Here is a 13613-nt window from a genome sequence, read left to right on the forward strand (position 1 = left end):
CCTTAGAAAAATAGCCATAATAACTAGGCGTCAGGAAGTACTTCAAATCAAATTGGAAATAATTACGATCAGACAAGCAAGGAGCTTATTACCTGAACAAATCCTATTTATAACCTTTCACGCAATATCAGCTGCTTTGCCTATAGCGAATACCTCAGTGTAAAGGCAGCATCATCCTCCCATAACTTGGTGAAATCGGTAAAATTATATGCAGGTTTCCAATAAAAGCCCACATAAAAGTTACTGCGGTTGATATTATATTCCAATCCAACAATAGCATCTATACCAAAGGCATTATAATCTTGATCAATCTTTTCCACCCATGGAGGATCCCCTTTTCCATCTTTCCACATTCCATAATGAGCTCCTCCTCCAAAATACCACTCCAAACCTCTCAATTCCCGGATATTCAAATGATGTTCATACAAAGCTGCGGCAATCAATCCTTTCCATCTACGATAGATAAGAAGATCTACAGCTCCCTCTGCCGAAATAAACTGTTTCGCTGTGACACCAATATTGGTGCCTGCTGTCACCCCTATCATTGTATTATAGTCTCTGAGCTGTGCCTTAGAAACTAGAGCAAATGAAAATATTAGAATTAACGTAGCAACAGCCACCATAAGAGTGAATCGCATGGAATGATTAGTTTAAATAAAGTCAAAAAGTAAGGATATTTTCTGGCGTTATACAAAAATCAAGAGGTATATCGTGCAATTCAGAAGGAATATGTAGCTCTGCAGAGAATAAACTTAACCCAATCTTACATACTGAGGAATCAAGACTACTCAAGAATAAATCATAATAACCTTTTCCAAAACCGATTCTATTCCCTTTTTGATCGTAAGCCAGCAACGGGACAAAAACTACTTGGATCATCTCATTTGATACCAATAAATAATCTTTTGGTACTGGGATCCCCCATTTGTCAAGATAAAATTTGGTATTTGGTTGTAACTGCAAGGTCTGCAAAGCCAATGAATCAGCCTCAACTCTAGACGTGTAAATAGTGTTTTTCCTTGCTTCCAAAAACTCCTTAATTAAAAATGTGTTGATTTCTCGTTGTTTTGAGATGGGAAAAAACAAATGGAAATGCTCCAAGTCCTTTCGCTCCTTTAAAAACACAATTAAATTATCGAGTATTTGGAGAGATTTTTTCTCCAAATCTTCATCTGAAAGACCTGCTCTCAGTTTCTTATAAAAAATCCTAAGCTGTTGCTTATCAAGACTCATTTTCTAATACCATCATCCTAAAATCGAGAGGATCAAAACAGTCCAGTAGCTCTGAGATCAAATGAGGATTACTCATGTAAAACTGCATCATATTTACCACACGCTCCTGTGGACTACCTCCAGGCTTTATTAACTCCTGAATACAGGAAGCACGCTCTATCTGTGTGTGTAATCTTCTTTCTTCGGCCTTACGAAGTTTGCTTGCCATCTGATCAATAATCTTCAGGGAGCGAACTTTGCCAGCTTCAAATGCATTCTTCAGGGTTTTCTCTAAATGCAAGGCTTCCTTTCCTTTCGAATCAAACAGCATAGAAATAACCTCCTTTTGCTTATTCAACTCTATATCCATACTAGCCTCAGCTTTCACAAAGGTCTTTTTCCAATGATCGACATCCACAAATAAATCTTCCATATCCCAATTTAACTGGCTCATTTTGCGTTTTACCTTCTCGTTAATCAGCAATGCGAAGTTACGTGGTAAAATCATTGGAAAAGGAACGTCAAAATGATCAAAAACTCCTTTTAATTGAAGCCAGTAAACGACTTCTGCGGGACCACCCAAATACGCGAGATTAGGCAAAATAATTTCCTGATAAAGTGGCCTCAATACGACATTTGGACTAAAACGCTCTGGATGCTTCTCCACCAAGGCTTTCATTTCTTCGTCCGTAAATCGAAATTCAGTGTTAACCACACCGAAGCCTGACTCCATTTTCTCGATTCGCTCACGAACACCCTTATCTAAGTAGAAAAAATTAATCTCACGAGGAAATATCTGACTATCATAACCTAACTCTTGTAAAGCTTCCGTTGCTTCAGAAGCTTTTTCGAAAGGCTTGTGCTCAAACAAATCAGAAAGAATGACTTCAGTGAACTCGCTTTTCAATTTCACATCATCTCCATCCACTATCAATAACCCTTCATCACCAAAGAGCGAATTGACATATTTGCGCACTGCCTCAGCTAGTGTTTTGGAAGAAGAATAAGCCTCCACAAAGACCTCTGGAGCGAAAGAAACTGTCTTGAGAAATGCCTTAAAACTCTTATCCAATTCGAAATCTCCAACAGCCCCAGTCTGCTCAGAGCTCCACTCGTATTTCTTTCCATCCAACTTGAAGTAGTTGATTTCGTCAAAATCATGATCTTCCGTCGCCATCCAATACACTGGAACAAACTTATATTCTGGGTATGTCTTTGCTAATTTCTTGGCAAGGTTGATAGTAGAGACGATTTTGTAAATAAAATATAGAGGCCCGGTAAATAAATTCAGCTGGTGACCAGTGGTTACTGTGAATGTCTTATTGGATGCCAAGGAGCTTATATTTGCGGAGACTACATGACTCACTTCTAAATTAGCATACTGACTTTGCAGCGCCTCAACCAATATGTTACGATTGCCTTCGGAAAAGGTCTTCTGCTCAATCGCTTGCTTGAAGCTCTCTAATTTGGGTAAATGAGCATAGAAAGGCGCTAAAACCTTTTTCCCTCCGATGTAATCCAAAAAAAATTGTGAAAACTGTCCTGTCTTTTGGAGTTCTACGCAATGTTTTTTCATAGTGATTTTGAGCTGAGAGTTTTATTGGCAGGCTAACTTAGGCAATGATTTCAAAGTTCGTTTTTTTTTTGAAAAAATTAGTAATGCTTACACCAATGGGATTCTTGTTGGTTAAACTGAGCTTTTCTCTTGAAGGTTTATTTAAAATACATCTTCATGATTAGCCAAAATTGCCAATTATCTTAGCTTTGCAAGCTACAATTATGCTACCCTACACAAGATTTTTCCTAGAAAACGGCCTCGAAGTCATCGTCCATGAGGATCATGGCAGTAAAATCGCTGTTTTCAACCTTCTCTACAAAGTCGGATCCCGAAATGAAAAGCTCGGAAAAACCGGACTTGCCCACTTTTTCGAGCATTTGATGTTTGGAAGTTCGGCCAATGTCCCAGTTTTTGACCGAGAACTGGAGCGAGTCGGCGGTGCATGCAATGCTTTCACCAGCCCTGATATTACTAATTACTACATCACGCTTCCTGCTGCTAATTTGGAAACTGCATTTTGGCTGGAATCAGACCGCATGTTACAACTAACTCTGAGCGAGAAAACTATCGAAACTCAGCGAAAAGTAGTCATGGAGGAATATAAACAACGCTACCTCAATCAGCCCTATGGGGATGTGTTCCATCATCTAAGAGACCTCGCATACACTACACACCCATATCGCTGGCCTACTATAGGTCAGAATCTGGACGATATCATCAATTACACCCAAGAAGATGTATGGGATTTCTATCAGGCAAATTACAGGCCTGACAATGCCATCTTAGTAGTTGCTGGTGCTGTGACCCAAGCCGAGGTTGAGCGTTTGGCTAAGAAATGGTTTGAGCCAATCCCCAACCTTTCCAAATCAACAGGTCAGATTCCGGTCGAACCAGCTCAACAAATCAAAAGAGTTAAGTTAGTCGAGGCGACTGTACCAACAGATGCACTATACAAAGCTTATAAGATGCCAGCAAAACTGGCTGAGGGATACCTAGAAGCTGACTTGATTACCGATATCATAGGATTCGGGAAGTCTTCTTTATTAGAGCAAACCTTGGTGAAAAATGGAAAACTTTTCGCAGCTGTTGGAGCTTATGTCTTAGGTTCGATAGATCCCGGGCTTTTGATTTTCTCTGGAAAAATGGCAAGCGGTGTGTCAGCGGAAGAGGCTGAGCATGCACTTGATGAAGTAGTGTCGAAATTCCTAGCATCTGAAATTTCTAATCACACAATTCAAAAAGTAAAGAATCAGGGAGAAGCGATGAAAACTTACGAATCCATACAAGTATTAAATAGAGCGATGAATCTTGCAAATTATGCTCAATTGGGAAATCCCGATTTATATTATGAAGAGTTCGAAAATAAATCAAAAATAAAAGGAGATGAAATCATGACTTGGGCAAATCGCCTTATCCGTGAGGAAAACTCTTCTGTACTTTATTATAAATCTGTACCTGCATGAACAAATTCAGAATAGGTTTCGGTTACGACGTCCACCAACTCAAAGAAGGCTACGACTTCTGGTTGGGTGGAATTAAATTGGATTATGAAAAAGGTGCTGTCGGACATTCCGATGCAGATGTTTTGATTCACGTGATTTGCGATGCGCTGCTAGGAGCTGCAAACCTTCGTGATATTGGATATCATTTTTCAGACCAAGATCCAAAATTCAAAGGCATAGATAGCAAGATTCTGCTTACTGAAGTAATGGTCCTCGTTAGAGAAGCTGGCTATGAAGTGGGCAACTTGGATACTACCATTTGCCTACAACTCCCGAAAATCAATCCGCACATCCCAGCTATGAAACAGTGTCTCTCCGAGGTAATGAATGTTTCTGAAAATGATATTTCTATCAAAGCTACTACCACTGAGAAACTAGGATTCGTTGGAAGGCAGGAAGGTATATCCGCTTATTGTTCAGCTTTAATTTATTCAGTATGAGTGGAAAATTAAGAATTATCACCACTGAAGATGGCTCTCACTCTCTATACAATGACGACTTAAAAGAGAGCTACCACAACTCCGGAGGTGCATTCAGAGAATCAATCCATATCTGCATGCTCTATGGATTAGACACTTGGATCATGAACAATCCAAAGAAAAAACCTTTGCGGATTTTTGAGGTAGGTTTTGGAACAGGATTGAATGCTTGGCTCACTTTAATTTGGGCGGAACAGAATCAAATTCCAGTTCTTTATCATACTATTGAACCATTTCCGCTAACTGAGGATATTTATTCCCAGCTGAATTACGGAGATATGGACGATGCAATCTTCCATTACAAGCCATATCTTCAGCGTTTACATAAAGCTGAATGGGACAAAGGCATTATAATGTCGGAATATTTCAACATGAAAAAGGAGAAATCAACTCTACAAGATGTAGTACTTTATCCCTCTGACGTGGTTTTTTATGATGCATTTGCGCCGAGTAAACAACCAGAAATGTGGTCCAAAGAAGCCCTAAGCAAGGTATGCGACACATTGAGCCAAGGCGGAATCCTGACGACGTACTGCGCTACTGGTCAGCTGAGAAGAGACTTGACTGAGATTGGACTAGAAGTAGAAACTTTACCTGGTCCTCCAGGTAAAAAAGAAATGACCAGAGCCTGGAAAAGATAAATTTGTCATCTGGAATGCTGTTTGGATATCAATTATGAAAAACCACCAACCTCATGAAATCTAGCATGATAATGCGAGATTCCTTATGGCATTTGATAAACAAATTTATAATTATGAAAACTGCAATCTTTACCTGGCTCTTTTTATTACCAATTCAAATTTACGCTTACAGCTACGACTCTCAATTCAGAGAGGCTACGCTAGAAAATTCAACTATTGAAGTTGAAGGAATGGTAAATAAAAATGCGGATTTGATTGCGCGATCTGAAATGCTTGCAGGCATAGAAAATTTTCAAGCAATTGCCGCTTCCCAAGAAAAAGATATTCAGAAACTCAAAAGCCAACTAGCGCATAAAAATCACGAGATCAACTCCCAGGAATTAACCCAATGGAAATCCCAATCAGCTACTTTGATCTTTTTTGTAGGCATGCTAATTTTTGCGTTTTTATATATCAGAAACAAACTTCATACAGATCAATCTGAACTGATTACAATTCATACTTATACCCCAGAAAAATGAGCCTAAGTCTAGTTCTATTATTTTTAAATTTTTTCACACCTCAATTCAATGAAGCTGGCCAGGCAAAGTTGGAAAAAATGGTTAAAGATCGTGACGCACTTACCGCTCAATGGAAAGCGTCTGAAAGTCAAAAGTCCGGAATCTTTGGCAACAGGACCAAAAAAGATATGATCGAGACTAATGAATGGCTTGAACGCATCATTAAAAAGGACAATCTGATCATGGATGAGCTTCGCATGATAGGAGATATTGAAACAATCACTGCTACTCAAACAGGAGATGACTATAAAGCGATAGCTTTCAAACAAGAAAAAGATGTCCAAGCACTCAAGAGAGCTGTAGCGGAGCGGGACAAACAACTCAAAGAAAAGCTGAGCGAGCGAAGAACATTTGAATGGATCAGCCTGATCTTATTCCTGATTTCTTTAGGACTTGGATTTGTAGTCTATAAAAAAGTGATAAAGCCCTGAAGTTTTTTACTTCAAAAAGAGCTCTTAATCAAGAGCTCTTTTTGGTATTAAAAAATTTGACATCGGTCAATTATCCTTTCAATCTCGCAATTGGCGTTCTCCCACCCTTAGTTTTTTCCTCTAGCCCAACCAATATCTCGGCATCTAATGGAAGATAAACATCCACACGAGACCCGAATTTTATGAAACCGAATTCTCCGCCAGAGACTAACTCAGAGCCTGGTTTCACATACCATTTGATTCTTCTAGCTAAAGCTCCGGCTACTTGTCTAACGAGAAGCCTAGTGCCATTCTCATGCTTCACCACCATGGTAGTACGTTCATTCTCTGTACTTGACTTAGGATGCCATGCCACTAGGTATTTCCCTGGATGATATTGAAAAAACTCTACAATTCCTTTGATCGGAGACCTGGTGATATGCACATTGATAGGAGACATGAAAATCGAAACCTGTCTTAGATTCTCTTTCAGGTATTCTTCTTCAAAAGTCTCTTCGATCACCACTACTTTACCGTCTACTGGGGCATATACTAAGCTTTCGTCAACTGGCAATTTGATAATTGGACTTCTGAAAAACTGGAGAATGATTAGGTATATCACGATACTTCCCAAAACGGCAACATTCGAAAGTATCCTGGCATCTGGCATAAAATAGATAATTAGGTAATTACCAGCAACAAGGATGATTAGCATCCAAAATAACAAAACTCGTCCTTCTCGGTGTATGGTCATAAGCTTTAAAACTAAAAAGCGTGGAGATCTCCCCACGCCTCAAATATAAAATATTCTTTTGATAGAAAGGGCTTAGAATCCTCCTCTATATTCATATGTCTTCGCCACTTTATCAATAGCGACGATATAAGCTGCTATTCTCATTGGCACATCATACTTTAAGGAAGTTTGATATACAGTATCAAAGGCATCTTTCATGATTCGATCTGATCGTCTATTGACACGGTCAGCCGTCCATTTGTAGCCCAGCCTATTTTGCACCCATTCGAAATATGACACCGTCACTCCTCCAGCATTAGCTAAAATATCTGGCACTGCCATAATACCTTTTTGGTTAATTATAGCATCAGCTCTTGCTGACGTGGGCCCATTGGCTCCTTCTACAATCAGCTTTGCCTTGATTTCATTTACATTGTGAATTGTGATCACGTCCTCAACAGCAGCAGGAACGAGAACATCAACTTCCAAGGTGAGCAGATCACCTGCATTTAACATTTTGTCTCCACCTTTAAACCCTTCTAAGTTCCCACCATTTGCATCTCGGAATGCGACTGCCTCGACGATGTTGATCCCTTTTTCGTTGTAGAATGCTCCGGTATGATCAGAGATTGCTACGATCTTCAACCCTCTTTCTTCAAGAAGTCTAGCTGCCCATGAACCTACGTTACCAAATCCCTGCACCGCACAAGTTGCTTGGAAAGGGTTGATTTTAAGTTTTTGCATAGCAGCCAAAGCTGAGACCATCACACCACGACCAGTTGCCTCTGTTCGTCCCAAAGATCCGCCAAGAACTAATGGCTTACCTGTCACCACTGCACTGACAGTCATGCCTTTCGCTTTGGAATACTCATCCATCAGCCAAGCCATTTCTCTCGGTCCTGTACCCATATCTGGAGCTGGTATGTCTTTATCAGGGCCAAATACGTCAAGCATAGAAAGGGTGTAAGCTCTTACCAGACGTTCGATTTCACCTTTTGACATCTCTCTAGGATTACATCTCACGCCACCTTTACCACCGCCATATGGAATATCGACCACAGCACATTTCCAGGTCATCCAAGCTGCAAGTGCACGCACCTCATCGATGTGTACATCAGGAGCGAAACGGATTCCGCCTTTAGCTGGGCCTAAGATATTAGAATGGATAACTCGGATGCCCTCGAATACCTGAATTTTTCCATTATCCATGGTGATAGGTAGCGAAACGATTACTTGTTTGGCAGGGTTTTTCAACACATTGTACACCTCATCAGAGAGGCCGAGCTTTTCAGCTGCGATGTTGAATCTTTCCATCATTGACTCCAAAGGATTCTCTTTATCCTTTATCGGAGCCGGTTCAATGTAAGCCATATTCGGGTTTGGATTTAGTTATTCAAATGCAATGCAATATTAAACAGATTTTCAATCAGGAGGGGTCAAAATTAGAAGATTTTCAAGAAAGCAGTAATAAATGGGGCCGAAAGTAACAATCCGTCAAAACGATCCATAAAACCGCCATGACCGGGTAGCCCTTTTCCAGAATCTTTGATTTCAATAGATCGCTTAAATAACGACTCTATCAAATCTCCATAAGTACCTGCAATAATGATTATCCCTGCTATTACTAGCCATTTCCAATCCTCTATCACGTGGAAATATCTTGTCAATATGAATGCCACTCCAATTGCAGAGAATGCGCCTCCTAGAAAGCCTTCCCAGGACTTCTTGGGTGATACTCGCTCGAATAACTTAGTCTTACCAAATTTTGTTCCCGCAAAATATGCTCCTGTGTCACTAGCCCAAAGTATCAAAAGACAGCCAATAATAATCTGATAATTATAAGTGGCATCTACTGAAAAAACGGCAAGATTGAGCAAGGAAAATGGTACTGCGACATAAAAAAGGCCTAAAAAAGTATAGGCCACTCCTGTGAAAGGTTTTTTATCAGTTTTTTTATAAAGCTTAATAAAAAAGGTAAGTGAGACTATTGGAAAGATTAAATAGAAATATTTCATGGACAAATGCTCCTTCTCTACCATGAAGGTCAAGCAAAAAATCATTAAGCCTAGAAAAGTACCAAAACTTCTCAATGGGAGCATTCCATCCAATCCACTTAGCTTATAGAATTCCATCTGTGAAAAGCCTAAAATCCCAGCAAACACCAGGAAATAAGTGTAGTCAGAATAAAGGCAACCACCCACTATAATCAATGCCCCGAAAAGTGCAGTGATGGCTCTCTGCCCCAGATTACTGTAATTATTTATACTAAAACGTGATCTCATTCTGGATTAGATTATTTGCCTCCACCATATTTTCATGCTGCACATGTACTTCGTAATTCCCAAAAATCTGATATACAGTTTCTTTCTTATTTAGAATTACAGCTTGTATTTCGTGCTCTTCTAAGATGCCTTTGACGATCTCAGCTCTCACCTGCATAGGGGTTTCAAACACCTTGTTCCAGTTCTCCATAGGGCTTATTTGTTTTCTTAAAGTAAAAGATTCCTACCATAAGAACCAATAATCCGCCTAAAGCAGCTGGATAATACACCGTGTCTGTAGATTCCATATCAAAATCTATCATCCCCTGATTAGACGCATAGACCATAATTACAGTAATCGTATTGTTAGCAATGTGGGCCAAAATAGGGTAGGTTAGACTTCCAGAATAATAATATAGGTACCCAAACATCCCCCCCAAAAATAACCTTGGAAGAAAGCCGTAAAACTGAAAATGTATAGCGGAGAAAATAAAAGCAGTCAACCATACTCCTGCATGGCCATTACCGGTGTATAAGTGCATTTTGGGTTGAATCAACCCCCTGAAAAATACTTCCTCACCAATTCCAGCAAGTACCCCAATCACCAAAACCCCCATCAAAAGCTCTGGAATAGATTGAAAGTCAGTAAGGTATAGCGTGAGCTCCATTAATTGCGCTTCCATTTCTTTCATCCATAACTCTACTCCAGACATAAATTCTGGTAGAATCAATTGAGAATTCCAATAAACTAATAAGCCATTGAACAACATACCTCCTAAGGTGATCAAAAGGATAAGTCCAGCACCTTTAGCAGTAAATCTCTGCATTTGAATATTCCAATGCAGGTTAGCTTTATCTATGAAACGTATGATAACATAAGCTGCCACCCAAAAACCAATTCCTGACCCAATGCCTTGCACAAAAAACATGGCCATCCGACCATTAGCAGGAGAATAATCACCTGTCATCAAGCCCATAATCTCCTCTATAGAGATATTAAATAGATAGGGGGCGACTGCCAGAGCTGCTACTTGTAGCACAACCAAAACTCCTATTCCCACTAAAACTATGACTATCAGGGACAATAGCCAACTCTTTCGTTTGCCAATTTCTGATTCCGTTTCGTATATCTCCATAATTGAGGTAAATTTACGCGCAAATTTAAAATAAGAAGTGGTTAAGATAGGAAACTTGGAATTGGGAGACTTCCCATTGTTGCTTGCACCGATGGAAGATGTGAGTGATCCTCCGTTTAGAGCCGTCTGCAAACAGAACGGAGCGGACTTGATGTATACGGAATTTATCAGCTCAGAAGGCTTGATTCGCGATGCTGCAAAGAGCGTGGCGAAACTTGATATTTTCGATTATGAGAAACCTATCGGGATTCAAATTTTCGGGAATGAGATTCAATCCATGCGGGAGGCTGCCGCGATTGTAGCCGAAGCTCGACCAGATATCTTGGACATCAATTACGGCTGCCCAGTCAGTAAGGTGGCCTGCAAAGGAGCTGGTGCGGGAATTCTTTTGGATATTGACAAAATGGTCTCCATGACCGCCGAAATTGTCAAGGCTGTAAATATTCCCGTTACAGTGAAGACCCGCCTCGGCTGGGATAGCAACACTATTAGAATCGTTGAAGTTGCTGAGCGACTGCAGGACGTAGGAATCCAAGCCATCAGCATTCATGCACGCACCAGAGCGCAGATGTACAAAGGTGAAGCAGATTGGAGCTATTTAAATAAAGTGAAAGAAAATCAACGATTACATATTCCTGTGTTTGGAAATGGCGATATAGATTCCCCTGAGAAGGCGCTGGAATATAAAAATAAATACAATGTCGATGGGATGATGATAGGCCGTGCATCGATTGGATATCCTTGGATCTTTAATGAGATCAAGCATTTCCTCGCTACTGGAGAAAAGCTTGCAGCGCCAGGATTAGAAGAAAGAATTGCGGTCACCAAAAAACACTTGGATTTCTCGGTTGAGTGGAAAGGCCCAAAACTTGGAATTTTAGAAATGAGAAGACATTACACAAACTACTTCCGTGGCATGCCAAACTTCAAGCAATATCGTGCCGAAATGGTCACTGCAGAAACGTATGAGCATGTCTGTGAGGTCTTGGAGCAGGTCTCAGATGTCTATGCGGATCATGTTTTTTAGAGAAAATAAAGCTTAAAAAAAGTGGTAAAATTGAAAGGTTAGCTTCAGTTTTACTTTTTTTTTTGGGTTTTAAAAAGGAGTAGCTTTCTAATTTGCTAAGGAAAGTTTTGTTTACGAAAAACATAAACAATCTCATTTAATTATAGAAAATCTATTTGACTTATTGCAAGAGCCTGAAACATTTCTTAAAACATAAGAATCACTTCAGGCTCCTGAAATTTTTCAACAAACTTTTCTTTGGTTTTGCTTCCTTTGCAAAGCAGACATTTATCTGCTCTAGCCAATGTCTACAACCACCAATGACAGCAACCTCAGAAACTGGGGCTTATTGATTCTCTTGTCTCTTATCTGGGGCAGTTCTTTTATACTGATCAAGCGTGGCCTAGAAGTATTCTCAGCAGGAGAAGTTGGTGCGTATCGAATTGTAGCGGCAGCTACTTTCCTGTTACCTCTTTCTATTCCAAGGATAAAAAATCTAGACAAAGCTCAGATAAAGAACCTCATCATCGTGGGATTGGTTGGTAGTTTTATTCCCGCCTTCCTTTTTGCAAAAGCTCAAACACAGCTCAGCAGCTCATTGACTGGAGTATTGAATGCACTCACACCATTGGCAGTGGTAGTTATAGGCGCCTTATTTTTCAATTCAAAAATTACTCGCAGGAATGGGATCGGCTTAGCAATAGCTTTTATCGGCGTTTTTATTCTAGTCACAGTGAAGGAAGGCTCAGGCTTCGGGGCTTTTGCCGATATAAATTCTTATGGCTTTTACGTAATCCTTGCTTGCATTTGCTATGGTTTTAATTTGAACATTATCAAATACCGTTTTCAGAAGCTAAAGCCAATTGAGATTACTGCTATCTCACTCTTAATGGTTTTGCCTCTAGCCCTCGTTTTTTTGATGGCAGGCACACAGTTTTCCTATAAAGTGGTCAATGTAGAAGGTGCATTGACAGCCTTAGGATATGTCACACTATTGGGAGTAATGGGCACTGCTATAGCCTTGATTATTTTCAATATGATGGTGAAAACTGCGACACCTGTATTTGCTTCCTCTGTAACTTACCTTATACCTATTGTTGCCATATTTTGGGGCGTGTTAGATGGTGAAGTTTTACTTTTTGGTCACTACATCGGGATTGTTGCAGTGATTATAGGTGTATGGGTTGGGAATAGGAAGAAAGTTATTCGTCCCTGAGAATATCTTAACCTTAATTATCGGCCTCGTAAGCTTTCTTCTCTTTTTTATTCATTTCTGCAGTCACTACCTCCTCGGGATGTACCACGACTATTTCTTGCATTTCGGCGACATCAGATACTCCTTCCTTCGAGAAAAACTTCATTGGAGTCATCTCATACTTAAGTTTGGTTGAGCCATCCTTCACTGGCTTCATATTAGCCAATCTTACATGAAAGCCCGAGTTATAATCTTCCCCAGAAGACTCAGCTATCACATCTCCCGGAAAAACTACCTGACCCAATTCCACTTTTTCACTTCCTGGGCTTAAGACCATGATTTTGGTTAGCGATCCATCCTCATGGAACAGCTCTATGAAGTTTTCTCCCCGGTCAAAATCCAAATTATTTTTATCTGAATATTTATTCATACTGATCTCTGAAACCACTCCTTTGCGAGGAGCTACCACCTCAGTAGGCAAGCCAAACCTGAAAGAAACTCCAACATAATCCATATTCTCCTCCTTTGGTTGGAGACGGTTTTCGATATGCGTCATACGTATGCCTGTTGCAATAGTGCCTTCTGGCAAAGGAATCAAGTACACTGTTTCACCTCTTGATTTTCTGCTATAATCACCTTTTATGAAAGAATAAGTATAGCTCATGTTTGTAGCCTGGTTTTCCACTGTCCGCTTTAAAGTAGCCACTTTAGATCTTCCCGATCGAGCAACTACCATCGCAGAACTTCCTGTTGAAGTTAAGTTAGTCAGTTCGGAGTAATCTAATAAAATTGTATAGGGAATAAAAGTCGAGTTTGTGGCATAAATCTCCATGTTTCCTTCTTCACCTCTCTCGGTTTCCATCGTGATTTGCGCTGCACAAATTTGGCTGAATAAGCATAAGGAAAGGATCGCTAGAAAT

At 40.0% G+C, this 13613-nt stretch carries 16 protein-coding genes; 7 read left to right on the top strand and 9 right to left on the bottom strand.

The window, feature by feature from the left end; genetic code table 11:
* Nucleotides 1-140: 140 nt before the first annotated feature.
* From BVH02_RS13450 to bshC, 3 genes are read right to left on the bottom strand one after another with little or no spacing between them, the layout of a single operon-like run.
* Complete coding sequence (locus BVH02_RS13450; protein ID WP_086501980.1) at nucleotides 141-638, bottom strand: hypothetical protein; 498 nt, start codon at nucleotides 636-638, stop codon at nucleotides 141-143.
* 22 nt (nucleotides 639-660) lie between these two features.
* Nucleotides 661-1233, bottom strand: coding sequence for a 5-formyltetrahydrofolate cyclo-ligase (locus tag BVH02_RS13455; RefSeq protein ID WP_086501981.1), 573 nt, complete (start codon nucleotides 1231-1233; stop codon nucleotides 661-663).
* Entirely contained in the window at nucleotides 1223-2788 is a 1566-nt protein-coding gene (gene bshC, locus BVH02_RS13460) for a bacillithiol biosynthesis cysteine-adding enzyme BshC (RefSeq protein ID WP_086501982.1), read from the bottom strand. Before bshC ends, BVH02_RS13455 begins: the two co-directional genes overlap by 11 nt.
* A gap of 203 nt (nucleotides 2789-2991) precedes the next feature.
* Between bshC and BVH02_RS13465 the strand changes: the two genes are divergently transcribed.
* From BVH02_RS13465 to BVH02_RS13485, 5 genes are all read left to right on the top strand, one after another.
* Nucleotides 2992-4233, top strand: coding sequence for a M16 family metallopeptidase (locus BVH02_RS13465; protein WP_086501983.1), 1242 nt, complete (start codon nucleotides 2992-2994; stop codon nucleotides 4231-4233).
* Nucleotides 4230-4712, top strand: a complete 483-nt coding sequence (ispF, locus tag BVH02_RS13470) for a 2-C-methyl-D-erythritol 2,4-cyclodiphosphate synthase (RefSeq protein ID WP_086501984.1) — start codon at nucleotides 4230-4232, stop codon at nucleotides 4710-4712. The genes BVH02_RS13465 and ispF overlap by 4 nt, the downstream gene beginning before the upstream one ends.
* Nucleotides 4709-5392 (top strand): tRNA (5-methylaminomethyl-2-thiouridine)(34)-methyltransferase MnmD, encoded by a 684-nt coding sequence (mnmD, locus tag BVH02_RS13475; protein WP_086501985.1) that lies wholly within the window; start codon nucleotides 4709-4711, stop codon nucleotides 5390-5392. The genes ispF and mnmD overlap by 4 nt, the downstream gene beginning before the upstream one ends.
* Before the next feature lie 113 nt (nucleotides 5393-5505).
* Entirely contained in the window at nucleotides 5506-5913 is a 408-nt protein-coding gene (locus BVH02_RS13480) for a hypothetical protein (RefSeq protein ID WP_086501986.1), read from the top strand.
* Nucleotides 5910-6383, top strand: a complete 474-nt coding sequence (locus BVH02_RS13485; RefSeq protein ID WP_086501987.1) for a Clp protease ClpB — start codon at nucleotides 5910-5912, stop codon at nucleotides 6381-6383. The genes BVH02_RS13480 and BVH02_RS13485 overlap by 4 nt, the downstream gene beginning before the upstream one ends.
* 70 nt (nucleotides 6384-6453) lie before the next feature.
* On the opposite strand, the gene BVH02_RS13490 is transcribed toward BVH02_RS13485, so the two are convergent.
* The 5 genes from BVH02_RS13490 to BVH02_RS13510 form a co-directional block, all read right to left on the bottom strand.
* Nucleotides 6454-7116, bottom strand: coding sequence for a phosphatidylserine decarboxylase family protein (locus BVH02_RS13490; protein WP_086501988.1), 663 nt, complete (start codon nucleotides 7114-7116; stop codon nucleotides 6454-6456).
* A 72-nt stretch (nucleotides 7117-7188) separates the two neighbouring features.
* Complete coding sequence (locus BVH02_RS13495) at nucleotides 7189-8466, bottom strand: Glu/Leu/Phe/Val family dehydrogenase (protein WP_086501989.1); 1278 nt, start codon at nucleotides 8464-8466, stop codon at nucleotides 7189-7191.
* A 71-nt stretch (nucleotides 8467-8537) separates the two neighbouring features.
* Entirely contained in the window at nucleotides 8538-9377 is an 840-nt protein-coding gene (locus tag BVH02_RS13500) for a phosphatidate cytidylyltransferase (protein WP_086501990.1), read from the bottom strand.
* Nucleotides 9361-9567, bottom strand: coding sequence for a putative signal transducing protein (locus BVH02_RS13505; protein WP_086501991.1), 207 nt, complete (start codon nucleotides 9565-9567; stop codon nucleotides 9361-9363). The genes BVH02_RS13500 and BVH02_RS13505 overlap by 17 nt, the downstream gene beginning before the upstream one ends.
* A complete protein-coding gene (locus BVH02_RS13510; RefSeq protein WP_086501992.1) occupies nucleotides 9542-10492 on the bottom strand; it encodes a CPBP family intramembrane glutamic endopeptidase in 951 nt (316 codons plus the stop codon). Before BVH02_RS13510 ends, BVH02_RS13505 begins: the two co-directional genes overlap by 26 nt.
* 37 nt (nucleotides 10493-10529) lie before the next feature.
* Between BVH02_RS13510 and dusB the strand changes: the two genes are divergently transcribed.
* Both dusB and BVH02_RS13520 read left to right on the top strand, forming a co-directional pair.
* Nucleotides 10530-11519, top strand: coding sequence for a tRNA dihydrouridine synthase DusB (gene dusB / locus BVH02_RS13515; RefSeq protein WP_086501993.1), 990 nt, complete (start codon nucleotides 10530-10532; stop codon nucleotides 11517-11519).
* 283 nt (nucleotides 11520-11802) lie between these two features.
* Nucleotides 11803-12714, top strand: coding sequence for a DMT family transporter (locus BVH02_RS13520; protein ID WP_086501994.1), 912 nt, complete (start codon nucleotides 11803-11805; stop codon nucleotides 12712-12714).
* Between the two features lie 13 nt (nucleotides 12715-12727).
* On the opposite strand, the gene BVH02_RS13525 is transcribed toward BVH02_RS13520, so the two are convergent.
* Nucleotides 12728-13555 (bottom strand): M23 family metallopeptidase, encoded by an 828-nt coding sequence (locus tag BVH02_RS13525; RefSeq protein ID WP_191278341.1) that lies wholly within the window; start codon nucleotides 13553-13555, stop codon nucleotides 12728-12730.
* Nucleotides 13556-13613: the final 58 nt, after the last annotated feature.

Source organism: Algoriphagus ratkowskyi (assembly GCF_002150505.1).
GTDB classification, from domain to species: Bacteria; Bacteroidota; Bacteroidia; order Cytophagales; family Cyclobacteriaceae; genus Algoriphagus; species Algoriphagus ratkowskyi.

Coding starts and splice junctions, on each gene's coding strand:
- BVH02_RS13450 (WP_086501980.1), bottom strand. CDS start 638: ATGCGATTCACTCTTATGGTGGCTGTTGCTACGTTAATTCTAATATTT.
- BVH02_RS13455 (WP_086501981.1), bottom strand. CDS start 1,233: ATGAGTCTTGATAAGCAACAGCTTAGGATTTTTTATAAGAAACTGAGA.
- bshC (WP_086501982.1), bottom strand. CDS start 2,788: ATGAAAAAACATTGCGTAGAACTCCAAAAGACAGGACAGTTTTCACAA.
- BVH02_RS13465 (WP_086501983.1), top strand. CDS start 2,992: ATGCTACCCTACACAAGATTTTTCCTAGAAAACGGCCTCGAAGTCATC.
- ispF (WP_086501984.1), top strand. CDS start 4,230: ATGAACAAATTCAGAATAGGTTTCGGTTACGACGTCCACCAACTCAAA.
- mnmD (WP_086501985.1), top strand. CDS start 4,709: ATGAGTGGAAAATTAAGAATTATCACCACTGAAGATGGCTCTCACTCT.
- BVH02_RS13480 (WP_086501986.1), top strand. CDS start 5,506: ATGAAAACTGCAATCTTTACCTGGCTCTTTTTATTACCAATTCAAATT.
- BVH02_RS13485 (WP_086501987.1), top strand. CDS start 5,910: ATGAGCCTAAGTCTAGTTCTATTATTTTTAAATTTTTTCACACCTCAA.
- BVH02_RS13490 (WP_086501988.1), bottom strand. CDS start 7,116: ATGACCATACACCGAGAAGGACGAGTTTTGTTATTTTGGATGCTAATC.
- BVH02_RS13495 (WP_086501989.1), bottom strand. CDS start 8,466: ATGGCTTACATTGAACCGGCTCCGATAAAGGATAAAGAGAATCCTTTG.
- BVH02_RS13500 (WP_086501990.1), bottom strand. CDS start 9,377: ATGAGATCACGTTTTAGTATAAATAATTACAGTAATCTGGGGCAGAGA.
- BVH02_RS13505 (WP_086501991.1), bottom strand. CDS start 9,567: ATGGAGAACTGGAACAAGGTGTTTGAAACCCCTATGCAGGTGAGAGCT.
- BVH02_RS13510 (WP_086501992.1), bottom strand. CDS start 10,492: ATGGAGATATACGAAACGGAATCAGAAATTGGCAAACGAAAGAGTTGG.
- BVH02_RS13520 (WP_086501994.1), top strand. CDS start 11,803: ATGTCTACAACCACCAATGACAGCAACCTCAGAAACTGGGGCTTATTG.
- BVH02_RS13525 (WP_191278341.1), bottom strand. CDS start 13,555: ATGGAAACCGAGAGAGGTGAAGAAGGAAACATGGAGATTTATGCCACA.